The sequence below is a fragment of the Candidatus Sodalis pierantonius str. SOPE genome, assembly GCF_000517405.1.
GTDB lineage: Bacteria > Pseudomonadota > Gammaproteobacteria > Enterobacterales > Enterobacteriaceae > Sodalis_C > Sodalis_C pierantonii.
In genome coordinates, this window is sequence record NZ_CP006568.1 from 3,918,081 (window position 1) to 3,944,429 (window position 26,349).

A 26,349-nucleotide genomic window follows, 5' to 3' on the forward strand; every position below is an offset into this window, starting at 1 on the left:
CCCTCTGTCGGGTCATTAAGCAATTCGCCACGGGCGCCGCGTAAATTACGACGCGTGACCATTTTTTAGGATAGCCAGCTGGTCCCAGATAGCGTCAACGCGCGCGCGCACCGTCCGATCCATTTCAATTGGGGTACCCCATTCGCGCTGTGTTTCTCCCGGCCATTTGTTTGTCGCGTCCATGCCCATTTTCGAGCCCAGCCCGGAAACCGGCGAAGCGAAATCGAGATAATCTATCGGTGTATTTTCCATCAAGACCGTATCGCGCGCCGGATCCATACGGGTCGTCATCGCCCATATCACGTCTTTCCAATTACGTGCATTGATATCATCATCGCATACGATAACAAATTTCGTATACATGAATTGACGCAGGAATGACCAGACCCCCATCATTACCCGTTTGGCGTGGCCGGCATATTGCTTTTTGATGGTCACTACCGCCAGGCGGTAGGAGCACCCTTCCGGCGGCAGATAGAAATCCACGATTTCTGGAAACTGCTTTTGCAATATGGGAACGAAGACTTCATTAAGCGCTTCCCCCAATACCGCCGGTTCATCGGGCGGGCGGCTGGTATAGGTTGAGTGGTATAGCGCGTCGCGCCGCTGGGTAATATGGGTTATCGTGAAGACCGGGAAACTGTCTGTTTCATTATAATAGCCGGTGTGGTCGCCATACGGCCCTTCGGTCGCCGTTTCTCCCGCTTCAAGGTAACCTTCCAAAACGATCTCCGCGCTGGCCGGTACCTCCAAATCGCAGGAAACACACTTGACCACTTCGGTTTTGTAACCCCTCAGCAGGCCGGCGAATGCGTATTCGGAGAGCGCATCAGGCACCGGCGTCACCGCGGCCAAAATTGTCGCCGGATCGGCGCCGAGAGCGACCGCGACGGGAAAACGTTTACCGGGGTTTTGCTGCGTCCATTCCTGGAAGTCGAGCGCGCCGCCGCGGTGAGAGAGCCAGCGCATAATGACCTTATTCCTGCCCAGCACCTGCTGACGATAAATACCGAGGTTTTGCCGTTCTTTGTGCGGTCCGCGCGTAACCGTAAGCCCCCAGGTGATAAGCGGCGCGGCGTCGCCAGGCCAGCAGTGCATCACCGGAATACGGCCGAGATCCACATCCTCACCCTGCCAGATCTGCTCTTGGCAAGGCGCGGCGCTGAGCCGTTTGGTCGGCATGTGCAGTACTTGGCGGAATTGGGGAACTTTGTCCAGCAGGTTGCGAAAGCCCTTGGGCGGCTCTGGCTCTTTCAAAAATGCCAGAAATTTACCCACATCGCGCAGTGCGCTAACGCTCTCCTGTCCCATACCGAGCGCCACCCGTTCCGGGGTGCCGAACAGATTGCACAGTACCGGCATGGTATACCCTTTAGGGTTTTCAAACAGCAGCGCCGGACCGCCGGCACGCAGCGTACGGTCGGCGATTTCCGTCATTTCCAGATAGGGATCGATGGGCAAGCTGATTCGTTTTAATTCCCCCCGCTGCTCCAGCAGAGCGAGGAAGTCGCGCAAGTCACGGTATTTCATAGCATCATCAGGAACGGTATTTAGCCTGCATTATAAGATCTGTTTATCAGCCTTGCTGGTCTTTTGTCAAAGATCGGTAAAAATAAGCCCCCCCGTGCCCCACGGCGGCGGCGTCCGGTGCTATATATCTGTTATGGCTTTTGTTATGCTAAGTCTTCGATGAGATAGGTAAATTGTTACTATGGAAGCTTGGTATTTATTATATTGTAAGCGTGGACAATTGCTGTGTGCTAAAGAACATCTTGAACGGCAGGCGGTCGCCTGTTTGACGCCGATGGTAACGCTGGAGAAAATTATCCGGGGCAAGCGCACAGAAACCTACGAGCCGCTGTTTCCAAACTATTTGTTTATCGAATTCGATCCGAAAACCATTCATACCACCACCATCAGCGCTACTCGCGGCGTCAGCCACTTTGTCCGCTTTGGCAGTCTGCCGGTAATCATCCCCGCCGAAGTCATTAAAGAACTGCGCGACCATAGTTTTGACAACGTGACCGATCCTGAAACGCCTTCAACCGGCGGCAAAGTGTTGATCACCGCCGGGGTATTTGAAGGATTACAGGCCATTTATACCGAACCTGACGGCGAAGCGCGCTCCATGCTGCTGCTGAATTTGTTAAATAAACAGGTGTATCAAAGCCTGGATAATCGCCAGTTTCATAAGATCCAATAGCCGGTCCCGGCGAGGATGATGACCCCACATCGCTGAAGGCGTGAGCCGACAAACCTGGAAATCGCCATACCCTAACAGCAACCCTCCTTGCCCTGACGGTATTGCCCATGTCACGGCGTTATTCAGGCTTATCCTCTTCGGGATCGTCTTCTTCCTCAGCGCCTTTGCGCCCTTTACCGACGTAGAACCGGGCGAAGAACACGCCGATTTCAAACAGCAGGTACATGGGTATCGCCAATAACGTTTGGGAAAAGACATCCGGCGGCGTCAGCAGCATACCAATCACAAAGGCGCCGACGAGCACATAGGGCCGCTTCTTGCGCAGGTCCTCCGGCGTCACCACGCCACTCCAGCATAATAGTACGATAGCTACCGGCACTTCAAACGACACCCCGAACGCCATAAACAGCGCCATAACGAAGTCGAGATAGTTGTTAATATCGGTTGCGATAAGCACGCCGCGCGGGGCGGTATGGGCAAAAAAGCTGAAGGCCAGCGGGAATACGACGAAGTAGGCGAAAGCCATACCGGCATAAAATAGCAGAGTGCTGGAGAATAGCAGCGGCATCATCAGCCGGCGTTCATGTTTATACAGCGCGGGGGCCACGAAGGCCCATACCTGGTAAAGCAACAGCGGCGCGGAGACAAATACCGAGACGATGATGGTCAGTTTGATTGGCGTAAAGAACGGCGACGCGACATCGGTCGCTATCATGCTGGCGCCCGCCGGCAACTGCTTGATAAGCGGAGCGGATATCAGCTGATATATATCGTTGGCGAAATAAATCAGCGCCAGAAAGACCACCAGTACGCTGAGGATGCAATAAAGTAGCCGCTTGCGTAGTTCGATTAAGTGACTGATCAGGGGTTGGGTATCATCAACGGCCATGGATTAGCGATCATTATTCAGTGGAAAAGTGGACGATGCCGGCCGCGGGGCGGAGGCCGCGCTGCCGGGCTCCCCTTGGGCTGGCGCTTTCGCGGCGGGCGTCGCGGCCTGGGCGGCCGGATCCGCTACGGAATCGGCCGGCGTCATCGGTGGCGCGTCGGCCTGGCGATCGCCCTCTGCCGGGGTCACACCGTCATGCAACGCCTCGGGATCGGTCACCAGCGGATTGTGAATCATATGCGGCTCAGCCGGATCCAGTGCGGCACTATTGATGCCCTTAAATTCCTTCTTCATGGACTCCGCCGCTTCACGCAGCTCTTCCATCGAGGCTTTCAGCTCCGGCGACAGGTTGTTTTTACTGGCCTCTTCAACTTTTTTCAGGCTGTCCTGCAACTCTTGCAGCTTAAGCTCCTGCGTTAATTCGTTCTGCACCGTCGACGCCATGGATCGTATTGCCCTGATCCAACCTGCCACCGTCCTGACCGCAACCGGCAAACGTTCTGGACCCAGCACCACCAGTCCGATAACGAATACCAGCATCAGCTCACCAAATCCAATATCGAACACGGCTTATACCTGCTCTTTATCTTTATTTTTGGCTTCATCCGGCCGTGCCAGGTCGGCTTTCGGCGCGATGGGCGGCGGGGTAAAGTCGGCATCCTGGGAAGGCTTATCCGACGATTTCGTCGCCGCGTTGTCCTCTTCGCTCATGGATTTTTTAAATCCTTTAATCGAAGCGCCTAAATCCGATCCCAGGCCGCGCAGCTTTTTAGTACCGAATAACAGCACCACGATAGCCGCAATGATCAATAATTGTGTAATGCTGATTCCGCCCATAAATTTACCTCTGTAAAGGGGGTAAAACCCGGTTATAGTTCCACCGACGGCTACGCGGTCCGTCTCCAGCCGATAATCCAACTGACGATACCGGCGGCCATAAGCCAAGCCGGCAGAGAGCTCTCGTCAGCGCTTTGCGTCATTAAAAACGTGCCGCTGAGCAGCAACGTCGCGCCAATGCCGAACAAAAAACGGGATTGGCTTTGTCGCACATGATGAACCCGCATTTCCACCGACAGGCGATCGACACTTTTCTGCAACAGGCGATGTTGCTTGAAACCGTCATAGACGAGTTCGGGCAATTCGGGCAATTTCTCCGCCCAATAGGGCGCCTTCTCCTTCAGCGCGCGCAGAATAGCCGGCAGACCAACCTGATCCTTGATCCACTCTTCCAGAAAGGGCTTGGCCGTTTTCCACAAATCCAACTGGGGATAAAGCTGTCGCCCAACGCCTTCAATATACAGTAGCGTTTTTTGCAGCAAAACCAGCTGCGGTTGCACTTCCATATTAAAGCGACGCGCGGTGTTAAACAGATTCAGCAGCACGTAACCAAATGAAATCTCCGCCAGCGGCTTTTCAAAAATAGGCTCGCAGACGGTACGAATAGCAAACTCGAAATCTTCGACATTGGTATCCGGCGGCACCCAGCCGGAATCCACGTGCAGCTCCGCCACCTTGCGATAATCGCGGTTGAAAAAGGCGATAAAATTTTCCGCCAAATAGCGCTTATCTTCTTTGTTCAGCGACCCGACGATGCCACAGTCGATACCGATATATTGGGGATTCTCAGGGTGTTCAAAACTGACGAAAATGTTGCCCGGATGCATATCGCCATGGAAAAAACTATCACGAAAAACCTGGGTAAAAAAGACCTGTACCCCGCGCTCCGCCAGCAGCTTCATGTTGGTGCCCTGCTTCTCCAGCGCGGCCACATCGTTGACCGGCACGCCATAGATGCGCTCCATCACCATCATGGTTTCGCTGCAATAATCCGGATAGACCTCCGGAATATAGAGCATCGGGCTACCCTCGAAATTTCGTCGCAGCTGGATGGCATTGGCCGCCTCGCGCAGCAGATTGAGCTCATTGAGCAAGGTTTTTTCATACTCCAGCACGACCTCCACCGGCCGCAACCGCCGACCGTTCGGTAGCAAATGCGGCACCCAGCTGGCCAGACGGTACATCAGCCGCATATCGGCCTTAATCATCGGTAAAATATCCGGGCGGATCACCTTGATAACCACCTCTTTGCCGTTTTTCAGCCGGGCGGTATGCACTTGCGCGATGGAGGCGGAAGCCAGCGGCTCCTGCTGAAAATCGTCGAACCAGTTTTCCAGCGACTGCCCCATCGAGCGTTCGATATGCGTGCGCGCGAGGGCTCCGTCAAAAGGCTGCACCCTATCTTGCAGCATCGCCAATTGATCGGCGATGGCCGGCGGGAACAGATCGCGGCGGGTCGAGAGCATTTGGCCGAACTTAATCCATACCGGTCCCAGCTCTTGCAACGCCAGGCGCAAACGTTCGCCCAGCATGCGCTGCCCATGGTTGTTCGGCATCCAAAACAGCAAATTGCGTCCCAGCCGCAGCGGCAGCGTCAACCGCGTTCTCGGGATAAGCTCATCCAGTCCGTAGCTGAGCATAACGCGAATAATCAGATAGAGGCGGCGGATCTCCCCGAATATCATCTGCTGGCCTCCAGTTTATCCAAGCGGGCCGTCAGATTTTCACCGGCCCGGGTGACATCATCCACTTCGTCGCAAAACCACGCCAGTTCCAGAGCCGAAGGCACCAGGCGCCATTCGTCGGTCATCGCCTGCGTCACCCGCCCCTGGCCGGTGCGCAAAAGCCGCCGCGCCTCGGTCAGCCGGCGCGCGACCGCTTGGGTGACGCCTTCAGCGGCAATATCGCCGACCCAGGGCGCCAGCAGCTCCGCCGCGTCGAATTCAGCCATATCCAGCAGCGCGGCGAACTGCTGTATGCACTGCGGATCGTCTTCCACATCGAGAAAGCCCTGCTTGATGAGCTGCGTCAGCCGCTGGCGTTCCAGCAGCGCCGGCAGCGTGGCGAGACGGGTGCGCACCGTGCAATCCGCGACGTCATCCCACGCGTTCAGCACATCCACCTGGCGCTCGCCGAATACCAGAATAACCGGCGTCTCCCATTCGGCCAATTCAAACCGCAAAACTTTACCTTTCAGACGCTCACGGGCGGCGGACATGGCGCGATCTTGATAAAGCAAGCGTTTAAGCACGGCTTCCAGCGTTGCGCTTATCAGCGGCATCAGCAACATGTCATATCCCGATCAGAATTTATAACCGCGGTGCAGGGCCACGATGCCATCGGTCATATTGAAATATTCGGCGCTGTCGAACCCGGCGTCCAGCATCATCGACTTCAGCGTTTCTTGATCCGGATGCATGCGGATGGATTCCGCCAGATAGCGATAGCTGCCGGCATCGCGGGCCACCATTTCACCAATGCGCGGCAGAACGTGGAAAGAATAGAGATCATACGCTTTGTTCAGCGGCTTGAAGCGCGGGGTGGAAAACTCGAGGATCAGCAGTCGCCCGCCGGGTTTCAGCACCCGGTACATCGACTTCAGCGCCTGCTCTTTTTCGGTCACGTTGCGCAGGCCGAACGAAATGGTGATGCAGTCGAAGGTATCGTCCGGGAATGGCAGGGCTTCTGCGTTGGCCTGGACATAGCTGACGTTGCCCAGAATCCCGCGGTTGCGCAGCTTCTCACGCCCCACCTTAAGCATGGAGTCGTTGATATCCGCCAGCATCACTTCCCCTTCTTCACCCACCAGCCGCGAAAACTTGGCGGTCAGATCGCCGGTGCCGCCCGCCAGATCCAGCACCTTTTGCCCGCGGCGCACGCCGCTGCACTGGATAGCGAAACGTTTCCAAATGCGGTGAATGCCGAAGGACATCAGATCATTCATGAGATCGTATTTTGCCGCGACGGAGTGAAAGACATCCGCCACCATCAACGCTTTCTGATCCTTCGCCACGGTGCGGAAACCAAAATGGGTTGTTTCACGCTTGTCTTCATCTGCCATGTTCGTCGTCCTGCTCAATCAGTTTTCAGAGAAGTGTAACAGATGCGTGGTGAAAGCCCCACCGCGGCGCGTCACTCCCGCAGCGGACACTCCTCGCGCGCCTGCCGTGACGGGGCAGCCCCGTCTTGTGCCCCGTCCTCCGGCGGCTCGCGGTTTTCGTCCCGCGCTGGCGCGTCGGCGGCCGGCGAACCGGTTACCGATGCTGGTGCCGGTCCCGCCGCATCCTCGCCGGGGCGAACGGCAAAAGGAACATGGGCGCCTGGCGCGGAGGCGATGGGCCGCTTGATTTCCACGCCCAGGGCGCGGAACCCTTCCGCCTGGCCGATAATATTACCACGCCCGTCGGACAATTTATTCTTCGCCAGCCGATAGCTGGCTTGCGCTTTATCAAGGCTTTGGCCGATAGCGTTGATATCGTCGACAAACAGCCGCAATTTATCGTAGAGGCGCGCCGCGCGATCGGCAATATGCTGGGCGTTGCGGCTTTGATGCTCGTAGCGCCAAAGATTATTTATCGTGCGTAGCGCAACCAGCAGCGTGGTGGGGCTGACCAGCATAATATTGTGCGCCAACGCTTCGCTAATCAGCTCCGGCTGTCGGCCGACCGCCACCATAAAGGCCGGCTCGATCGGGACAAACATCAAGACGTAATCCAGCGAGCGCAACCCTTTAAGTTGCTGATAATCTTTACGGCCCAGCAATTTCATATGGGCGCGCAGTGAATTGACATGCTCGGTTAGCGCCAGTTGGCGTTCAGCCTCATTCTCGCTGTTGAAATAACGTTCATAAGCCACCAGCGACATTTTCGCGTCGATGACCACATCTTTCCCCTGCGGCAGACGCACCACCACATCAGGCTGCAGCCGCCGGCCATCTCCTTGCTGAATGCTGATCTGGGTTTCAAATTCATGGCCTTCGCGCAGACCTGATGCTTCAAGTACCCTGCTGAGCACTACTTCGCCCCAATTGCCCTGCGCCTTGTTATCGCCCTTGAGCGCGCGGGTCAGGTTGACGGCCTCTTGCGCCATCTGCACATTGAGCTGCTGCAAATTCCGGATTTCATGAGCCAGCGTGTGACGTTCGCGCGCCTCTTGGCCGAAGCTGTCTTGCACCTGGCGACGAAAGCCGTCCAGTTGCTCGCGTAGCGGCATCAGCAACCGATCAAGACTTTGGCGGTTTTGCTCATCCACCTTACGTCCGCTGTGTTCAAAGATGCGGTTGGCCAGATTTTCAAACTGCGCCGACAACCGCTGCTCGCTATTGATTAACAGACGCTGCTTTTCTTCCGCCGCCAGCCGGGTTTCCTCCAAACGAATGGCCACCTCACGCAGCTCCGCTTCCTGGCTGCTGTTGATTTCCCGCTGCGCCCGCAGCTCTTGATTAAGCTGCTCGCACTCCTGGCGGAAATGCGCGAGGGAAGTCAAACGCTCCTCGGCGGCGGCCAGCCGGCCGTACTGTTCGCGCTGCTCCCGTTCGCCGTCGCGCAGCGCGAGCTCGGCCTGGCGTCGGGCATGTTGTTCGTCGGCCAGCGCCTGGCGCGCTGCCTGCACCCCCTGTTCGAGGCTTATCCGTTCCGCTTCCTGCGCCAAATGCCGTTGATGCTTCCGGACGCCGGCGATGAGCCAGCCTAGCAATGCGCCAATCAGTGCACCGCCTATACCGTAAAACAGGCCGTAATCCATATTGCCTCCGCCTAACCCCTGCTGACAGTCACGTTAAGGGGGAACTGTATAGATGTCCAGATCCTTTTATTGACCGACGAAATGCGCCAGCCAGCGCAAGCCGAATGCGCCGGACGCCAGCAGGCCGAACGCCCATAGCGCCGCGGACAGCAGATTGGCGAGCTGAAACCCTAGCCGCGGCATACCGCACAGCCCTGCAACGAGCGGCACGACCGCCCGCAGCGGGCCGAAAAAGCGGCCGAGAAAGACGCCGGCTATTCCCCAGCGCATGAAAAATGCGTGGCCGCGCTCTAGCATGGCGGGATGGCGGGTGAACGGCCACAGGTGATAGACCCGCAGCTGGTAGTGGTCGCCTAGCCAATAAGAGAGCCATTCGCCGAAGAAACCGCCGGCGGCGGCAATAAAGACCGACCAAAAAGGGATGCCGACCTCGCCTATTAACGCGCCCAGCCCGAGCAAGATTATCGTCGCCGGCAGCAATAATGACAAAAACGCCAACGATTCGCCGAAGGCCAGCAAAAAAACTATCGGTATGGCCCACACCTGATGCTGGCGTACAAAATCGACAATATGGGAAATCCAGTCTTCCACTAATGCATAATTCCTGACGCATGCCGCGAGCGGAACACCGGAGCGTGGCGCTTCACCTGCGGTCAAGGGGACGAAAACGGTACGAAAGCGCTACCGCCTGGACGCGGTGACCGCCGCCCGCTGGCAAACAACGCCAAGCGTTACGGCTGGGCCGCCACCCTGGCGCAGCGAGCGCCACCCGCGGCTCTATTCGCGTCGTCAGGCGGTCAACAGCAGACGGGCGGCCTCCACGACGATAGTCACGGCATCGCTTTCCGTTTGTTGCAACACCGCCACATCGGGGGTTTCTTGCTGCAGCCGGTTGACGATAACCCCCGCCACCATACCCGCGCGCAGTCCCTGCGTCGCGCACATCGTTAATAAGGTAGCGGATTCCATCTCGTAATTCATCACCCCCATGCCCTGCCACTCCTGCATCGACCCTTTGAACTGCCTCACTACCCGACCAGAGTAAGTGTCGTAGCGCTCTTGCCCGGGATAAAAGGTATCAGAGGAAGCCGTCACGCCCACATGCAGCCGGGCGTCGCTCTTTTTCGCCGCCTGCACCAGCGCGGTGGTGCAGGCAAAATCCGCCACCGCTGGAAATGCCAGCGGCGCGAAGTGCTGGCTGGCGCCGTCCAGACGCACGGCGGCGGTGGTCACCAGCACATCGCCGACATTGATGGCGTTCTGAATAGCGCCGGTGGTGCCCACCCGCAAAAAGGTACGGATGCCGAGTTGGGACAGCTCCTCCACCGCGATAGAGGTAGAGGGACCGCCGATACCGGTGGAGCACACGACCACTGCCTCGCCCGCCAGCTCCGCGCGCCAGGTGGTAAATTCGCGATGGGTCGCCAGATGTACCGGGTTCGCCATCAGCCGGGCGATTTTTTCCACCCGCTGGGGGTCGCCCGGAACGATGGCAAGGGTTGCGCCTGCAAGATCAGAAAATGTCAGGCCAAGATGGAAAACGTCGGACTGCTCCACGGCATATACCTCTACAAAGAATGGATTATCTCGCCGATAATATCATTAATGGCCCGGATTTACCGTGATAAAACCCCATTTTTAACGTCTTCACAACGCCTAGGGCCAGGTCCGCGTGCCGCAAATGGCAACGGCGCGGCGAGCACGGTCCAGAATCACATCGCGGCGACATTGACGGAACCGGCTTCGGCGGCCTAAGTTGACAGGTGTAGCTGTCCCACTGGTGATAATGACAAAAGGTTAATGCCAATGAGCCCTAACGAAACCCTTACCCCTTCCGCGCCGGCTAGCGGTTTTGCCCGCGCCGCGGGCGCGCCGTCCGTCACCGCGATCGTGACCGACGGTGAAAACGTGCTTTCCGGCCCTACCACCGTTCCCAGCCAGGGTGATGCCATGCCCGCGTGGATGGCCCGGCCCGCCGGCCAGCATGACGCTTTGCCGGTGGTCATCGTGGTGCAGGAAATTTTTGGCGTCCATGAGCACATCCAGGATCTTTGCCGCCGTCTGGCCAAAGTCGGCTATCTGGCTATCGCCCCCGAGCTTTATTTCCGCCAGGGGGATCCGGCGCACTATGATGACGTGGGTACGCTGTTGACGGAATTGGTTAGCAAGGTCCCCGACAGCCAGGTGCTATCGGATTTGGACCATACCGCGTACTTTGCGGCAACCCAGGGCGGCGATCTGCGCCGTCTGGCAATAACCGGTTTTTGCTGGGGCGGCCGTATCAGCTGGCTGTATGCAGCGCATAACCCGCAGTTGAGAGCCGCCGCCTGGTATGGCAAATTGACTGGCGATAAAACGTTGACCATGCCCAAGCACCCGGTGGATGTGGCCACCCAGCTCACTGCGCCGGTGCTCGGTTTATATGGCGCACAGGACAAGAGTATTCCGCTGGAAACCATTGAAACGATGCGCCAGGCGCTGCGCGCCGCTAATGCGGACGCGGAGATTGTAGTGTATCCCGAGGCCGGCCATGCGTTTAACGCCGACTATCGTCCAAGCTATCATGCGCCATCGGCGCAGGATGGCTGGCAACGCATGCTCGCCTGGTTTGCCCGCTTCGGGGTAAAGTGAAGTCAAGCGCGGGGCGGGAAGAGTCGCGACGTCCACGACGAACAGCAGCGCAAGGCATGGTACCGCGCGCAGCGCATGCGCGCTCTGGCCAACAAAAAAGGGGCGCAAGCGCCCCGGGAGAATGCGGCGCCACCTTAACCGGATTGCTGATGGCTGCCGCGCTGGTACAAACGCCGGTACGTTCTGCCCCGACGGGGATTTCCCTGGTGTGGAGCAACCTTTCCCGACTGTGGCTTATTATTCCATTAAACTGCTGATGGAGCCGTGCAATCGCCCTCCCTGCCTGGCCATATCCTTGGCGTCGTCACACCGCGCCCCGCTTTCCTACCAACAAAAGAGCGCCGGCGAACCGGCGCTCTCGTTTACCGCTGCTCCTCGCGCAATTTTTTGGCGCCGGTCACCATATTGGCCAGCGATTGACGCGTTTCCGGCCAGGCGCGGGTTTTTAATCCACAGTCGGGGTTCACCCACAGGCGTTCCGCCGGAATACGCTGGGCCGCTTTACGCAGCAGCGCGACGATCCACTCCTCGCTCGGTACGTTCGGCGAGTGAATGTCATACACGCCAGGCCCGATTTCGTTGGGATAATCGAACTCCTTAAAGGTTTCCAGCAGCTCCATATCCGACCGGGACGTTTCGATGGTGATGACATCAGCATCCAGCACCGCAATGGAATCCATAATGTCGTTGAACTCGCAATAACACATATGGGTATGGATCTGGGTGTCGTCCTGCGCCACCGCCGCGTTCAGCCGGAAAGCTTCCACCGCCCAGGTCAAATAGTCGTGCCAGGCCGAATGTTTCAGCGGCAAACCCTCGCGCAGCGCCGGCTCGTCGATTTGAATGATGCCGATACCGGCCTGTTCCAAATCCGCCACTTCATCACGCAACGCCAGGGCAATCTGCCGGGCAATGGTTTTACGGCTCACGTCCTCACGGGGGAAAGACCAGCACAAAATGGTGACCGGACCGGTCAGCATGCCTTTCACGGGCTTGTCGGTCAGCGATTGGGCATAACGCGCCCATTCGACGGTAATCGCCTCAGGACGGCTGATATCACCGATGATAATGGGCGGCTTCACGCAGCGCGAACCGTAGCTTTGCACCCAACCGTTCTGGGTAAAGACAAACCCGTCCAGATGCTCGCCGAAATACTCCACCATGTCGTTGCGTTCGGCTTCGCCGTGTACCAACACATCCAGCCCCAGGCGCTCCTACTCGACAATGGCTTGCTTGATATGCTCGCTGATGCCGGTGCGATAGCGGCCGCCATCCAGACGCCCGCGTTTGAAATCGAGGCGCAGACCGCGGATTTCCGTGGTTTGCGGGAAAGATCCAATGGTGGTGGTTGGCCAGGCGGGCAGATTAAAGCGTGCGCGCTGCACGACGGCGCGGGCGCTGGCTGTCGGCGGCGGTAATCTTCTCCAGACGCGCTTTGACCTCTGGATTATGCACCCGGCTGGAGTGGCGGCGGGCGCGGATTGGCGCGCTGTACTCGGCCAGCTTGCCCTGATGCGTCTCATCCGGCGCATTCAGCGCGGCACGCAGCAGACCCAGCTCGGCGCATTTTTGCAGCGCAAAAGCAAACCAGCTCTTCACTTCTTCGTCCAGCCGCGTTTCGGCGCTCAAATCAATGGGGCTGTGCAACAGCGAACAAGAGGATCCCAGCCACAGCTCGCGGTTACCCACCAGAGGACGCAGTTGTTCAAACCAGCTCTGCAAATCGGTGCACCAAACGTTACGCCCGTTGATGACGCCGGCGGATAACACCCACTCCGCCGGCAGTTGCCGGTACAGATCGGTCAGGTCGTCGTCGCCCGCCACCAGATCCACATGCAGCCCCTGTACCGGCAGCGCGGTGATAATATCCATTTGATGCCGGATGCTATCGAAATAGGTGGTCAGCAGCAGTTTCGCCTGTCCCGCCAGCGCTTGATAGGCATCGCGGTAGGCTTCACGCCACGCCTGCGGCAACTCCAGCACCAGGGCCGGTTCGTCGATCTGCACCCAGTTCACGCCGCGTTTCGCCAGTTCGCCCAGCACCTGCCGGTACACCGGCAGTAGCGCCGGCAGCAAGGATAGGCGATCAAACGCCTCCCCTTTCACCTTGCCCAGCCACAGATAGCTGACAGGCCAAAGCAGCACCGGCTTGACGCGGTGGCCTAGCGCCAGCGCTTCGTCCACTTCGTCGAGCAGTTGAGTCCAGCCCAGGCTGAACTGCTGTCCTAATGTAAATTCGGGGACCATGTAGTGGTAATTGGTGTTAAACCATTTGGTCATTTCGGCGGCGGCGGGCTCACCGGTCGGGGCGCGGCCGCTGCCGATGCGAAACAGCGTGTCGATATCGCTGGCGTTCGCGCCGCTGCGGTGTCGGGCCGGGACGTTATCCAGCATCAGACTGGTGGTGAGAACATGATCGTACCAGGCAAAATTACCCACCGGCAGAAGGTCGACCCCGGCGTCTTTCTGCTGTTGCCAATGACGCGCCCGCAGTTCGCGGCCGGTTTCCAGCAGCTGCTGCTGGCTGATATTCCCGGCCCAATAACTTTCTTGCGCTTTCTTTAATTCCCGGTGCAGACCGACGCGGGGAAAACCCAGTGTGTGACTCAGAATTGCCATTACCCTCTCCCATTTAGACGTCCAGATGTTTACACATCCATAATCACCATGTAGTGTACAGTTCACAAGCGCAAATTATTCACTTCCAGGTGAAACACTCTCATGATCGAACTCAAACATCTGCGAACGCTGCAGGCGTTGCGGAATAGCGACTCGCTGGCGGCGGCCGCGTCGCAGCTACACCAGACCCAATCGGCGCTGTCCCATCAGTTCAGCGATTTGGAACAGCGGCTGGGCTTTCGCCTGTTCGTGCGCAAAAGCCAGCCGCTGCGTTTCACGCCGCAGGGGGGAGATTCTGCTGCAACTGGTGGAACAAATCCTGCCGCAGGTGGCAGGCGCTGCAAACCTGCCAGCAACCGCATCAAGCTACGCTACGTTTAGCTATCGAATGCCATAGCTGCATCCAGTGGCTGACGCGGGCGCTGGCGGAATTTCACCAACAGTGGCCGCAGGTACTGATGGATTTTCGTTCCGGCGTTACCTTCGATCCGCAACCGGCGCTGCAACAGGGCGAACTGGATCTGGTGCTCACCTCGGATATCTTGCCGCGTAGCGGGCTTTATTATGCGCCCATGTTCGACTTCGAGGTCCGGCTAGTGGTGTCGCCGGACCATCCGCTGGCGGCCAAGGAGATCATTGCGTCGCAGGATTTGGACCAGTAAACGCTGTTAATCTATCCGGTACAGCGCAACCGCATGGATATCTGGCGCCATTTCCTGCAGCCGGCGGGCATTAGCCCGATGCTTAAAACCGTTGATAACACTTTGCTGTTGATTCAAATGGTGTCGACGCGCATGGGTATTGCCGCGCTACCGCATTGGGTTGTGGAAAGCTTTGAACGTCAGGGGCTTATCGCCACCCGGACGCTTGGCGAAGGGCTGTGGAGCCGTCTCTATGCCGTAGTACGCGACGGCGAACAGCGCCAGCCGACAACCGAGGCGTTCATCCGCTCGGCGCAGCAACACGCCTGCGCCCATTTGCCCTATGTCCGCTGCACCGAAGCAAACCTGTAGTCTGCTGGCGCGACGTGGCAACCGGCGACCGAAGCCTCATTTAACGCTAGGAATCAGCGTATTAGGTGAGGCTCAGCCCGGAAAATACGCATCGCCCTGTGTTTACCCGTTGCCGATTCACGTCATCAACCTTACGGCCCGCAGCCCCTTGGCGGTCTGAGGCAGCAGATTTTTCCCTCTCGCTGAGGCGACGAGGGAGCGGTGCCGATCCGAAAGCGCGGCTCATAACTCGGTGACGGGAACCTCGGCTGCAAAAGGCCGCGATTTTGGGCCTCACTCAGATTGGCGCCGTCGAAATGCCAGCCGTCAACAAAGGCCCCATTGAGATTCGCGTGCGCCAAGCGGGTACCGCACTGCGTGGTTTACCTCAGGCTGGCCTTGCTGAGATCCACATGGCTCAAGTCGGCATCGTTAAGATCGGCGCGAGAAAGATCGGCATACGACAGATCGGCGTGTCTGAGATCGGCACCGGCCAGGCAAGCTTGCCGCAATTTGGTTTTGTAACAATCCGCGCCCGTCAGCGTCGCCTGATGCAAACGGGCTTCAGACAGCCATGCGAACCTCAGATTCGCATCCGTCAGGCAGGCCCCCTCGAGAAGGGCACGGCGCATATCCGCCTCCTCCAGGTTCGCGCCGCGCAGATCCGCCCTCGACAAGTTAGCATACGTAAAACTGGCACCCTCCAGGTCCGCCTCGTGCAAATTGATATTACGCAAAACGTAACCGTTTAAATCGGCGCAGCGCAAATTCAGTTTCCCCTCCTCGGTCAGTGAATATTGGTTGGAGGAATAGGGGGTCCGTTTTTGTAACAGTAGCAGCGTTAAGGTACGGGTAAAGAGATCTTGGTCCACGGTTTCAATGAGGGTGTGATTATCCGGCTCAGTAATTTTTACCTCTACCCTCACTTCACCGTTATACCAACTGGAAGGCGTAGGGGAGTATGAGACTTTATTAGCGTCGACAGTGAATTCCAACGTTTGCGGAATAGCGTAATCGTCAGGATCGGCAATTTTTTTCTCCACTGCATCGATGAGCGCTTGGGTGAACTTATCGTATTGCAGTGAATACGCCTTTCGCACGCTACCGGGAATGAATAAATTGATGAGATATTCCAGCCATCCTTTGGGTGATATAGCAGATTGCCTATTGCTCTCGCTGTAATCTTGTACCGCATGTTTGGCAAATAAAGCGCCGCGCGTTGCGCTAAGATCATAACCGGCCATTCTGACTCCTATTATTATAAAACGACCCTACTGTCGTAAATGCATTATTTAATGGCTCATTTAAACGCAATGAGGCCTATGGCTTATTTTGCCTTCGTTGCGCCATGAGAGCAGGCGAGCCGGAACCAAACCTTTCTCGCAATAGCAATAGCAATAGCAATAGCAATAGCAATAGCAATAGCAATAGCAATAGCAATAGCAATAGCAATAGCAATAGCAATAGCAATAGCAATAGCAATAGCAATAGCATCATGTTAGAACAACGAACCGCTGGCTATCTATTCCAGTTTATGGCGGCGCATTTTTTCATGTCGATTGGCGGCACCCCGCCACTGGGTAAAGACACCCATCGATAGAGTGATACAGACCGCCCAGCCACTGCGCCATATCCTATCATTACACCGTTCGCAGAACAAAAATTGATAGCTTCAGACTGGCTAACAGAGTGTTGCGCTATCACCTGCCATAGACGTTAAAAAATAAGTACCCTCCCCCCTCTTTTAACAAAAGGGCATAGCATAAAGCCTCGCCGCATTAAGTTATCCTGCAGATATCCCATTCACGACACCTGCGCCAGCGCCCTTAATGACATTGGCACCCCCCTATTTCATTCCATCGCGCGCAGGGTGACATCGCCACCTAGGATGGCTGGACTTAACATTACTTCATCAGCACCGTTAACGCTGCGTGTTTACTCCATCAAAGTAAAACCCAAGCTTATTTCAAATAAAGCTCGAATAACTTGCTTACCACAGGGTTAATTCATCAACGATGGTCGTCATTTTATTCAGCAGCCTGAACAAAGCATCTTCAGAATATCAAAGGGGACTCGTACTGGTTATTCAATGAGAAATGCTTACTTTTCACGAAAATAGTCAATGCAGGCGCCATTATCCCACCCTGGTAAGAATCAGTATAAGCATTTTATTTTAACGGTATATATTATCCCTTCTATCCGTTAAATACCTGACTTCTAACCTAAGGCGCAGGCCTTAGGTATGAGCCTGAGGGTGGAAGCGCATCCAGGATCGCGGTGCCGGTACCGGCGGCTGCATCGCCATCGGGCGTTAGCCAACGGGGCCGCGCGTTAACACCGCGATAGGTTCACGCACCGCGCGTTTCCCCCTGACGTGTTGCCGTTGACACCACCCAGCGCCGATGGACCCACAGCGAGGCCATAATGACCGCTCCGCCAACGATAAAACTCGGCCAGCGCGGTTGCTCCTGCCAGATAGCCAAATTGACCAGCAGGCCCGCCGGAACGTGGACATTATTCATGATACCAAGCGTACCGGCGTCCACCTGAGTGGCGCCATAGTTCCACATGAAATAGCCCAGGGCGGACGCGCCAACGCCCAGCCAAATAAGGATCCCCCATTGCAGCGTAGTGGTGGGCAATTTAGTCGCGTTACCGAACAGGCACCATGCGATAGCGGCCACCAAAAACGCGCCGAGATAAAACCAGGAGAACGCCGTATGCTGCGGCATCGGCCAAACCTCCATCAGTCGTTTATAACCCACCATGCCGACGGCGAAACAAATGTTGGCCGCCTGCACCAGCATTAATCCCCACCAGAAATGCTGGCTCAAGTGGTCGTAACGGATTATTGCCGCGCCGGCGACCGCCAGCAGTGCACTGCCCAAATAACCCCAGCGCAAACGCTGGCCGCGCAACAGATCGTAGATGATCGTGACATACAGCGGCGTCAGTACCGTAAACAGCAAGAATTCCTGCACGGTCAAATAAAGATAGGCCTGGTAGCTGAACAAATACATGATGCCGAGCTGGCAGGCGCCCGCCGCCATATACGCCAGCAGTTGCCGCGCGCGGTAACCTCGCCAACGGACAAACGGCAGAAAGACCAGCACCGCCAGCGCCAACCGCACCAATACCGAGAAGATACTGTCCACTTGGCCGGCGAGGTATTCGCCAATCAAACTAAAGGAAAAAGCCCACAGAGTGGTGGTGATGATCAACAGCAGCACGTTGCGCAATCTCGCCAATGGAAAACGCCAGTGTATCTGAAAGCGGTGGCGGAGAATATGGCCAGCGGGTTGACGTCTGTTCATAAATTGAACACCTTTGGTGCCTGCCGGTTCCGCGGCAACGCGCTGGTATTCCGTTGCGCGCGTAACCGCTTTCACCTATCGACTGCACTGTTCAGATTTAGTAGCCGGCCGTCAGATCATCCTGGGTACGCGGATCCGAGGCGCCGGCCAGCGTACCGTCCGGCAGGCGCATAATACTTTGGACACTGCCCATCACCGGTTTTATCGCTAGCGTCTGACCTTTTTCTTGCAGCAGGCGCAGCGTGTCGGGGCTAAACCCCTTTTCCAGGCGTAGCTCATCGGGCGTCCACTGTTGATGAAATCGCGGCGCCGCCGTGGCTTCGGCGATATTCATCCCAAAATCAATGGTGTTGACCACCATTTGCAGCACGGTGGTGATGATATGGCTTCCGCCCGGGCTGCCCGTCATCAGCCAAATTTTACCGTCCTTAACCACCAGCGTCGGCGACATGGAGGAAAGCGGGCGCTTGCGCGGGGCAATGGCGTTGGCATCTGCGCCTACCAGGCCAAATAGATTGGGCGAGCCGGGTTTAGCGGAAAAATCATCCATTTCATTATTCAGCAAAATACCGCTGTTGCCAGCCATAATGCCGCTACCGAAGTAAGTATTAAGCGTATAGGTGACCGCTACCGCGTAACCGTTTTTATCGACCACCGAGTAATGGGTGGTTTGATCGCTCTCATAAAGCTGCAACTGCCCAGGTCGAATGGTGGAAGAGGGCCGCGCATGGTTTAGGTCGATACGCTGCGCCTGCGTTTTAGCATAGGCCTTGCTAGTCAGGGCCTGCACGGGGACCGAGACAAAATCCGGATCACCCAGATACTGCGAACGATCGGCGTAGGCATATTTCATCGCTTCCGACATCACCTGTATCGCGTTGGCGCTGCCGGCCCCCATTTTCGCCAGGTCGAAATTCTCCAGGATGTTCAGGATCTGAATGATATGCACGCCGCCGGAGGACGGCGGCGGCATGGAATAGATTTCATAGCCACGATAGCTGCCCATCACCGGCCGGCGCTCCAGCGCTTGATAATTGGCCAGATCCTGGCGGTTAATCAGGCCGCCGCGCCGGCGCATCTCCGCGACAATCTGACGGGCGATATCCCCGTGATAAAACGCACGCGATCCCTGATGGGCAATAAGCGTTAAACTGCGGGCCAGCTGCGACTGCCGCAGCCTCTCCCCCGCGGTGTAGGGTTGCCCGTTCGCTTTAAAAAAAACGGCGCGGCTGTTGGCATAATGAACCAGATTTTCCCGGCCATAATGGGCCAAATCACCCGCCAGCGCCTGGTTGACGATGAAACCCTGTTCCGCCAGGCGAATCGCCGGCTGCATTACCCGCGCCAAATCCATTGAGCCGTAGCGGCTAAGCGCCAGGGTCAGACCCGCTACGGTCCCTGGCGTACCTGAGGCCAGCGGGCTGGTCAGGGAGAGCCGACAGTCGGCGTTACCATCCGCACCAATGAACATCGTGCGCGTGGCGCCCTGCGGCGCCATCTCACGGAAATCGATCGCCACGGTCTGCCCAGCCGGCGTACGCAACAGCATGAAGCCGCCGCCCAGATTACCGGCCTGGGGATGGGTGACCGCCAACGCGAATCCCACCGCCACCGCGGCATCTACCGCATTCCCGCCCTGACGCAGGATAGCTACCCCTACCTCGGTCGCCGTTTTATCCACGCTCGCCACCATGCCGTGAGGCGCGGTAACGGGATGAAAGATGTAGTTTTCAACGCCGTAGCTTAGCGGTGCCGCCGTCTGCGCCTGGGCAAATGGCGCAGCCGTTACCAGCAACGTCAGCGCCATGATCCAGACGTTAACGCGCGGCGGGGGAAGTAACGTCATAATGACTCCTATAGATGAATGATGTGCTAATCATTTATATGATACCAATACCCCCTCTCTTTTCCATCAATGATTGGCCGAACACCGGCATATTGCGCGTTTAAGGTGTAAAATAAGGGTTGAATTACGGCAGGAGAGCATCATGAAAAAATACCTGGTAAATCTGAGTTGGACAGCACCGCTTTTATTGCTCGCACCGCTGGCGTTGGCGGCGACAAAACCGCGGCCGCCGGTGGAGAATCCCCCCAACCGGGCGCAGCAACAATTGCAAAATCATATGGACAATAGCGCTCAACAACAGAAAACCCGCTTTCAGCAGCAACAGCAGCAGCAAACCCAACAGCAGCGTCAGCAATTGCAGCAACAGTTGGAAGCCAACCAGCAGCGCCCGCGGCAGAATCAACCCTAGCAAGCGATGAAGCGTCACCAGCGCCCGCGCGGGGCATGGACGGGCATCGTCGCTTAGCCGGCAGAGAGCGGGAGGGACGGCGTAAACGAGCGGAGGCTGAGCAGCGCTGACCGCCGGCGTCTCAGCCTCAGGAATTGGCGAAATCAGCGTCAATCAGGTCAATGCGATCGGTGCAAAGGGTATCGACGCCCCACCCCAGCAGCGCGCGAGCGCGGTAGGGACTGTTAACGGTCCAGGCCATAATATGCAACCCGCTGGCTTTAATGGCCTCGACCCTATCCTCCGTCAGCGCCTCATGCTGCAAGTGCAAAGCCCGGCAGGCGAATTGGCCTGCCAGCGCCGACGGGGAAAACGAGGACAACAGCGGCGGCGGCGTCATTCCCTGCCACAGCTGACTCGCGGCCAGCGCCACGGCGCGGCCGGTCTCCTCGTCAGTGCCGGTGGTGGGTTTGATTTCGATATTAATCGCCAACCCGTGCTGCCGGCAACGCTCCGCCACCGACGGCAGCAGCGGCAGCCGCTCGCCGCGAAACGCCTCGTCGAACCACTCCCCGGCCTCGATTTGCAACAGGGTTTGCCAATCCAGCAGACTGGCGATGCCGCTGCCTTGGCTGGTTCGTTCCAGCGTATCGTCGTGCAAAAGAAAGATTTGACCATCGGCGGACAGTTAGTTTGGCATCCACTTCTATCATCTGCTGACCATAACGGACGCCGGTATCAATGGCGGCAAGCGTATTCTCCGGCGCCAGCGATCCGCCGCCACGGTGAACCACGATGGTCGGATAAAGCCATTCTCTGGTCATATTTCCACCCGGGTTCCGTTTTGCGAGTCGAAATAGTGCCATGCGTCGGCGGGACAATGCAAATGCAGCGTCGTGCCGGGAGCGGGAAGATCGTCATGGGCCAGACCTACCACCAGCGCACAGCCTTCCCAATGCCCATGGGCCAAATTATCGGCGCCCAACCGCTCAAGAGTGGCCACTTCCAGGCGGCACATCTCCCCCGCCTGTGGCGCCGGCGCAGCGGCAGAGGGCGCCAGGCCGTTAACGACGACCGCCGTTGAGATAGACGCGCCCCTCTCTTCGGCCGCGCCAGGCCAGGGGCCGATAGGGGAGACCACGCCTGCGGCTATCGCCGATGGCGTCCGTGGGTCGCGGCTCGCGCGCTGGATCTGCTCGGGACGAATGCCGGCGGTCAGCGCGCGACCGACTAAATCAGCGCGCACGACGGGCAATGCCAATGCGGGCCCGTTATCCAGCCGCAGTCAGCACCCGTAGGCGCTGACGCGTCCCGGCAGCAGATTCATGGCCGGCGAGCCCATAAAGCCGGCGACAAAAAGCGTTGCCGGCCGGCGGTAAATCTCCGTCGGTGTGCCGATTTGCTCTACCCGGCCCTGATTGAGCACCACCACCCGCTCGGCCAGCGTCATGGCTTCGACCTGATCGTGGGTCACATACAGACTGGTTGTCTTGAGTCGTCGGTGCAATTGCTGTAGCTCCAGGCGCATTTGCGTGCGTAACTTGGCATCCAGATTGGACCGCGGTTCGTCAAACAGAAAGACGGCCGGTTCACGCACCAGGGCACGCCCCATCGCGACACGCTGTCGCTGGCCGCCGGACAATTCACGCGGCTTGCGGTATAAAAGCGGCTCCAACTCCAGTATGTTGGCCACTTGCTCCACCGCGTGGCGAATCTGCTGTTTGCCGAAACCGCGGATCTTGAGTCCGTAAGCCATATTGTCGAAAACGCTCATGTACGGATACAACGCATAATTCTGGAACACCATGGCAATGCCGCGATCCCGCGGTTCGCAATGGGTGATGCGCTTGTCGCCGATATAGATATCGCCGGCCGTCACACTCTCCAGACCCGTGACCAAACGTAATAAGGTTGACTTGCCGCAGCCGGACGGTCCGACCAGCACGATGAATTCTCCGTCCGCCACCGTCAGGTCCAGCGGTTCGATGATGGTGTTTTTGCCGTCGTAGCTTTTAACGACATGCTGTAATCGTAAACTCGCCATAGTGCGCTATTTCTCACTGTCGACCAGACCGCGTACGAACGCACGCTGCATGACTAACACAATCGCCACCGGCGCAATGAGGGTTAACAGCATCGCCGCCATCACCTGATTCCATTGCGTGGTACCGTCCCCACTGGCAATCATGCTCTGTATGCCCTCCACCGCCGTACCCAGCGAGGCGTCGTTAATAATCAGCAGCGGCCAGAGATATTGGTTCCAGCCGTAGATAAAGGTGATCACAAACAGCGCCGCCAGATTGGTTTTTGACAACGGCAGTAGGATATCCCACAAAAAGCGCAGCGGGCCGGCGCCACCGCGTAGGGCCGCAACAACAGCGTTTGGTAAAACCGCTTGGCGCGCAGCACATGATCGACCAGCGCGGCAAACAGCAGCGCCAATAGCAGCCCACAGGCAGTCACCAGCCCGCTAAACCCTAGCGTGGTGCCAAAAGGACACCAGATAGCCGAGATCGGCAAACAAGCGGCGGAAATTTTCCAGACCGGCAAACCCGCCGACCAGACCGAACGGATCGACATCCTGCAGCGAATACCACAGCGCCTTACCGGCCGGCCAAAGGAAAAACACCGCGGTTACCGCCAGCTGCGGCAGGACCAGCAGCCAGGGCAAAGCACGGTGGCGGAAGCCGCGATGGCTGGCGGTCATCATGCCCCCTCGTATGGCGTCGTCACGCCCGCGCGGCAATGGCGCGGGCGGCGGCGTTTAATGTGTGGATTGTTCAAAACGACGCAGCAATTGATCGCCACGCGCCACCGCGTTATCCAGAGCCTACTTAGGGGTGGCCTTGCCGCTCCAAACGCGCTCCAGTTCCTCATCAACCACTGTTCGGATCTGCGGCATATTGCCCAGGCGCATCCCTTTGGTGAACGGTAGCGGCGGTTTGTTCATCATTTGGCGGATGGCGATATCGGCACCGGGGTTGTGGTCGTAATAGCCCTGTTGCTTGCTCAGCGTATAACCGGCGGTGGTCACCGGCAGATAGCCGGTTTGCTGATGCCATTCGGCAACGATTTCCGGCTTGGCCAGGAATTGCAGAAATTGCGCTACTCCCTGATAGGTTTCCGGGCTCTTACCGGCCATAACCCACAGGCTGGCGCCGCCAATCATCACGTTTTGCGGCGCGCCCTTCACATCGGCATCATAGGGCATCATGCCGACGACATAATTGAATTTGGCGTACTGCCGCACGGTCGACAGCGAGCCCGAGGAACCAATGGCCATACCGCAGTCGCCGCCGTAAAATTTCGCCATATAGGCGTCATCGCGGCCGAAATAGCCGCTGCTGCCGTTCTTGAGCATATCCGCCAGCCGCTGGATGTGTTTGACCTGTAGCGGACCGTTGAACACCAGCCGGGCATCGGCGCCGGCAAAACCGTTATCCTGGGTCGCAACCGGTAAACCGTGCCAGGCGCTGAAGTTTTCAATTTGGATCCAGCCCTGATAGCCGCCGTTGGCATAACCGCAGGTCAGGCCGGCTTCGCGCAATTTGACCGCGTCCGCCGCCAATTGCTGCCAGGTTTGCGGCTGCTGCTCGGGGTCAAGCCCTGCTCGCTTAAAGGCGTCTTTGTTGTAATACAGCACCGGCGTGGAGCTGTTGAACGGCTGGGAGATAAGATGGCCGGTTTTACTGTTGCAGATTCCGACGTATCCAATCAGCTGTTCCGGCGAGCCTGTTTAGAAATTTGTGTATTTGCCTGATTTTGATATGTTCAATCCAACATCAAAAACAGGTTAATTTATGGACGAAAAACAGTTGCAGGCTCTGGCTAACGAACTGGCCAAAAATCTCAAAACCCCTGAAGATCTCAGTCACTTCGATCGGCGGCTGAAAAAAATTAGCGTCGAAGCAGCTCTCAATGCCGAAATGACCCATCACCTCGGCTACGATAAAAATCAGCCTAAACCGGGGACCAACGCCCGCAACGGCTATTCCACAAAAACCGTTACCACTGGTGATGGCCCGCTGGCGCTGCGTACTCCGCGCGATCGTGACGGTTCCTTTGAACCGCAACTGGTGAAGAAGAACCAGACCCGGATTACCGGGATGGATAACCAGATTTTATCGTTGTACGCCAAAGGGATGACCACCCGCGAGATCGCCGCCGCGTTCAAAGAGCTGTATGACGCCGATGTCTCGCCGGCGCTGGTCTCAAAGGTCACCGATGCGGTCATGGAGCAGGTTGTCGAATGGCAAAACCGGCCTCTGGATGCAGTCTATCCCATTGTTTATCTTGACTGTATCGTTCTAAAAGTCCGGCAGGACAGCCGCATCATCAACAAATCTGTGTTCCTGGCGCTGGGCATCAACATCGAAGGCCAGAAAGAGTTGCTAGGTATGTGGCTGGCCGAAAATGAAGGCGCAAAGTTCTGGCTGAACGTGCTGACAGAGCTGAAAAACCGCGGCCTGAACGATATCCTTATCGCCTGCGTAGACGGGCTGAAAGGTTTCCCTGACGCTATTAACGCGGTGTATCCGGAGGCGCGGCTCCAGCTGTGTATCGTACATATGGTGCGCAACAGCCTGCGGTTCGTCTCCTGGAAGGACTACAAGGCCGTCACCCGCGACCTGAAAGCTATCTATCAGGCCCCTACGGAAGAAGCCGGCTTGCAGGCGCTGGAAGCGTTCTCCAGTGCCTGGGACATCCGCTACCCGCAAATAAGTCGAAGCTGGCAGGCAAACTGGGCCAATCTGGCCACGTTCTTTGCCTACCCAACGGACATCCGCAAGGTGATCTACGCGACCAACGCCATCGAGTCGTTAAACAGCGTGATCCGGCATGCCATCAAAAAGCGCAAGGTGTTCCCGACCGACGACGCAGTGAAAAAGGTGGTGTGGCTGGCGATACAGGCGGCCTCACAGAAATGGACAATGCCTTTGAGGGACTGGCGCATGGCAATGAACCGCTTTATTATCGAGTTCGGTGACCGCCTGGACGGTCACTTCTGAGAAAAGGCATTTACACAGAATCGTGTACAGGGTCGTTCCGGCGACATCCGATCAGTTATTCCGATATTTTCCGATCACCCATTCCAGTGATATTCGATCACGTGTTCGCTCATCTTCTGACTCGAGTTTAGTCTATTTTTCCTGTGCTGGCTACTCCTTGCTCTTTGCGTAGTGATTCGCCTTTAAGTTCCAGTCTATAGCTGGGGTGTACTAACCGATCGAGTAACGCGTCAGCTGTCGTGGGGTTTTCTATCAGTCCATACCATTTTTCACCGGCAGTTGACTGATCAGGATGCTGCTGCTTTTGTCGTAGCGATCTTCCATCACCTCCAACAGCATCGTTGCCTGCATCGGACTTATTGATTCTAGGCCCACGTCGTCCAAGATCAGTAACTCTATTTTTTCTAACTGCTTAAGCTATTTTATATAGGTCCCGTCTACCTGACACTGGTGAAGATGGGCCAGCAACCGACCCACTCGCCAGTAACGCACGCTATATTGCTGCCGGCATGCCTGCTCACCAAGCGCACAACTGAGCCAGGTTTTGCCCGTACCTGTCGGCCCCGTGATGAGTATGCTTTTCTGATATTTCAGATATTGTCCCCCTAGCAGATCTCGCATCTGTTCCGGTGTCACTCCTCGGCTAGGGATATAACGGATATCTTCCGGTTTTGCCTGCAAGCGCATTTGCGATTGCCGTCGCATACGGTATATGTTGTTGTTTTTTCTATGCAAACTTTCCGCTTCTACCATCAACGACAACCGCTCCTCGAACCCCAGCTCCCCATAACTCCCCGGGAGTTCGCGTTGCGTCTCCAACGCCTGGACCATTGCCGACAACTTCAGCTCTCGCAGAGCCATTAACAGTGTATCCATAT

The 26,349-nt window shown here is 57.1% G+C and carries 18 protein-coding genes and 8 pseudogenes; 5 read left to right on the forward strand and 21 right to left on the reverse strand.

The genetic code is table 11. From position 1 onward, the window contains the following. Window positions 1-45: 45 nt before the first annotated feature. A complete protein-coding gene (gene ubiD / locus SOPEG_RS19445) occupies window positions 46-1,530 on the reverse strand; it encodes a 4-hydroxy-3-polyprenylbenzoate decarboxylase (RefSeq protein ID WP_025246576.1) in 1,485 nt (494 codons plus the stop codon). A 181-nt stretch (window positions 1,531-1,711) separates the two neighbouring features. Between ubiD and rfaH the strand changes: the two genes are divergently transcribed. Further along, window positions 1,712-2,203, forward strand: coding sequence for a transcription/translation regulatory transformer protein RfaH (gene rfaH / locus SOPEG_RS19450; protein ID WP_025246577.1), 492 nt, complete (start codon window positions 1,712-1,714; stop codon window positions 2,201-2,203). 118 nt (window positions 2,204-2,321) lie between these two features. Here rfaH and tatC read toward each other — a convergent pair whose 3' ends face one another. From tatC to udp, 9 genes are all read right to left on the reverse strand, one after another. Next, on the reverse strand, window positions 2,322-3,092 hold the full coding sequence (gene tatC / locus SOPEG_RS19455) for a Sec-independent protein translocase subunit TatC (protein ID WP_025246578.1): 771 nt from the start codon (window positions 3,090-3,092) through the stop codon (window positions 2,322-2,324). A gap of 3 nt (window positions 3,093-3,095) precedes the next feature. Then, window positions 3,096-3,659, reverse strand: a complete 564-nt coding sequence (gene tatB / locus SOPEG_RS19460) for a Sec-independent protein translocase protein TatB (RefSeq protein WP_025246579.1) — start codon at window positions 3,657-3,659, stop codon at window positions 3,096-3,098. A 3-nt stretch (window positions 3,660-3,662) separates the two neighbouring features. Then, window positions 3,663-3,929: a twin-arginine translocase subunit TatE gene (gene tatE / locus SOPEG_RS19465; RefSeq protein ID WP_025246580.1), complete on the reverse strand. Its 267-nt coding sequence runs from the start codon at window positions 3,927-3,929 to the stop codon at window positions 3,663-3,665. A 50-nt stretch (window positions 3,930-3,979) separates the two neighbouring features. Next, the gene (ubiB, locus tag SOPEG_RS19470) at window positions 3,980-5,614 is read right to left on the reverse strand and encodes a ubiquinone biosynthesis regulatory protein kinase UbiB (RefSeq protein WP_025246581.1); all 1,635 of its coding nucleotides are present in this window, start codon (window positions 5,612-5,614) and stop codon (window positions 3,980-3,982) included. Beyond that, on the reverse strand, window positions 5,611-6,219 hold the full coding sequence (gene ubiJ, locus SOPEG_RS19475; RefSeq protein ID WP_025246582.1) for a ubiquinone biosynthesis protein UbiJ: 609 nt from the start codon (window positions 6,217-6,219) through the stop codon (window positions 5,611-5,613). Before ubiJ ends, ubiB begins: the two co-directional genes overlap by 4 nt. 12 nt (window positions 6,220-6,231) lie before the next feature. Then, window positions 6,232-6,990 carry a bifunctional demethylmenaquinone methyltransferase/2-methoxy-6-polyprenyl-1,4-benzoquinol methylase UbiE gene (gene ubiE / locus SOPEG_RS19480; protein ID WP_025246583.1) on the reverse strand — a complete coding sequence of 253 codons (759 nt, stop codon included), beginning with the start codon at window positions 6,988-6,990 and terminating at the stop codon, window positions 6,232-6,234. A gap of 71 nt (window positions 6,991-7,061) precedes the next feature. After that, the gene (gene rmuC, locus SOPEG_RS19485) at window positions 7,062-8,672 is read right to left on the reverse strand and encodes a DNA recombination protein RmuC (RefSeq protein ID WP_025246584.1); all 1,611 of its coding nucleotides are present in this window, start codon (window positions 8,670-8,672) and stop codon (window positions 7,062-7,064) included. 66 nt (window positions 8,673-8,738) lie between these two features. Then, a complete protein-coding gene (locus tag SOPEG_RS19490) occupies window positions 8,739-9,263 on the reverse strand; it encodes a DedA family protein (RefSeq protein ID WP_025246585.1) in 525 nt (174 codons plus the stop codon). Window positions 9,264-9,461: 198 nt separating this feature from the next. After that, a complete protein-coding gene (udp, locus tag SOPEG_RS19495; protein ID WP_025246586.1) occupies window positions 9,462-10,229 on the reverse strand; it encodes a uridine phosphorylase in 768 nt (255 codons plus the stop codon). Between the two features lie 249 nt (window positions 10,230-10,478). Between udp and SOPEG_RS19500 the strand changes: the two genes are divergently transcribed. Next, a complete protein-coding gene (locus tag SOPEG_RS19500) occupies window positions 10,479-11,303 on the forward strand; it encodes a dienelactone hydrolase family protein (RefSeq protein WP_025246587.1) in 825 nt (274 codons plus the stop codon). A 362-nt stretch (window positions 11,304-11,665) separates the two neighbouring features. Here the strand turns inward: SOPEG_RS19500 and metE are convergent. Next, a pseudogene (gene metE / locus SOPEG_RS19510) lies at window positions 11,666-13,922 on the reverse strand (5-methyltetrahydropteroyltriglutamate--homocysteine S-methyltransferase). 102 nt (window positions 13,923-14,024) lie between these two features. On the opposite strand from metE, the pseudogene metR reads away from it, so the two are divergent. Next, window positions 14,025-14,935: pseudogene (gene metR, locus SOPEG_RS19515) on the forward strand (HTH-type transcriptional regulator MetR). A gap of 362 nt (window positions 14,936-15,297) precedes the next feature. Here the strand turns inward: metR and SOPEG_RS23455 are convergent. The 4 genes from SOPEG_RS23455 to ggt all read right to left on the reverse strand — a co-directional run bounded on the left by SOPEG_RS23455 (window position 15,298) and on the right by ggt (window position 20,035). Next, window positions 15,298-16,158, reverse strand: a complete 861-nt coding sequence (locus SOPEG_RS23455) for a pentapeptide repeat-containing protein (RefSeq protein WP_025246592.1) — start codon at window positions 16,156-16,158, stop codon at window positions 15,298-15,300. 76 nt (window positions 16,159-16,234) lie between these two features. Beyond that, a complete protein-coding gene (locus SOPEG_RS28430; RefSeq protein WP_158382484.1) occupies window positions 16,235-16,411 on the reverse strand; it encodes a hypothetical protein in 177 nt (58 codons plus the stop codon). An 851-nt stretch (window positions 16,412-17,262) separates the two neighbouring features. After that, window positions 17,263-18,144 carry a carboxylate/amino acid/amine transporter gene (locus tag SOPEG_RS19525; RefSeq protein ID WP_025246593.1) on the reverse strand — a complete coding sequence of 294 codons (882 nt, stop codon included), beginning with the start codon at window positions 18,142-18,144 and terminating at the stop codon, window positions 17,263-17,265. A 181-nt stretch (window positions 18,145-18,325) separates the two neighbouring features. Continuing rightward, on the reverse strand, window positions 18,326-20,035 hold the full coding sequence (gene ggt / locus SOPEG_RS19530; RefSeq protein ID WP_038470540.1) for a gamma-glutamyltransferase: 1,710 nt from the start codon (window positions 20,033-20,035) through the stop codon (window positions 18,326-18,328). Window positions 20,036-20,216: 181 nt separating this feature from the next. On the opposite strand from ggt, the gene SOPEG_RS19535 reads away from it, so the two are divergent. After that, window positions 20,217-20,483: a DUF2756 domain-containing protein gene (locus SOPEG_RS19535; protein ID WP_038469101.1), complete on the forward strand. Its 267-nt coding sequence runs from the start codon at window positions 20,217-20,219 to the stop codon at window positions 20,481-20,483. A gap of 127 nt (window positions 20,484-20,610) precedes the next feature. On the opposite strand, the pseudogene SOPEG_RS19540 reads toward SOPEG_RS19535, so the two are convergent. The 5 pseudogenes from SOPEG_RS19540 to ugpB form a co-directional block, all read right to left on the reverse strand. Continuing rightward, window positions 20,611-21,286 (reverse strand): annotated as a pseudogene (locus SOPEG_RS19540) (glycerophosphodiester phosphodiesterase family protein). Beyond that, window positions 21,283-22,506: pseudogene (locus SOPEG_RS28440) on the reverse strand (sn-glycerol-3-phosphate import ATP-binding protein UgpC). The pseudogenes SOPEG_RS19540 and SOPEG_RS28440 overlap by 4 nt, the downstream one beginning before the upstream one ends. 6 nt (window positions 22,507-22,512) lie before the next feature. After that, window positions 22,513-22,824: pseudogene (locus SOPEG_RS27975) on the reverse strand (ABC transporter permease subunit); the annotation flags it as partial. Then, window positions 22,800-23,169, reverse strand: a pseudogene (locus SOPEG_RS27980) (ABC transporter permease); the annotation flags it as partial. The pseudogenes SOPEG_RS27980 and SOPEG_RS27975, both read right to left, overlap by 25 nt. 57 nt (window positions 23,170-23,226) lie before the next feature. Further along, window positions 23,227-24,156 (reverse strand): annotated as a pseudogene (ugpB, locus tag SOPEG_RS19560) (sn-glycerol-3-phosphate ABC transporter substrate-binding protein UgpB); the annotation flags it as partial. Window positions 24,157-24,262: 106 nt separating this feature from the next. Here ugpB and SOPEG_RS19565 point away from each other — a divergent pair. After that, a complete protein-coding gene (locus SOPEG_RS19565) occupies window positions 24,263-25,471 on the forward strand; it encodes an IS256-like element ISSoEn2 family transposase (RefSeq protein WP_038469104.1) in 1,209 nt (402 codons plus the stop codon). Between the two features lie 127 nt (window positions 25,472-25,598). On the opposite strand, the pseudogene istB reads toward SOPEG_RS19565, so the two are convergent. Further along, window positions 25,599-26,347 (reverse strand): annotated as a pseudogene (istB, locus tag SOPEG_RS19570) (IS21-like element ISSoEn3 family helper ATPase IstB). Window positions 26,348-26,349 lie beyond the last annotated feature (2 nt).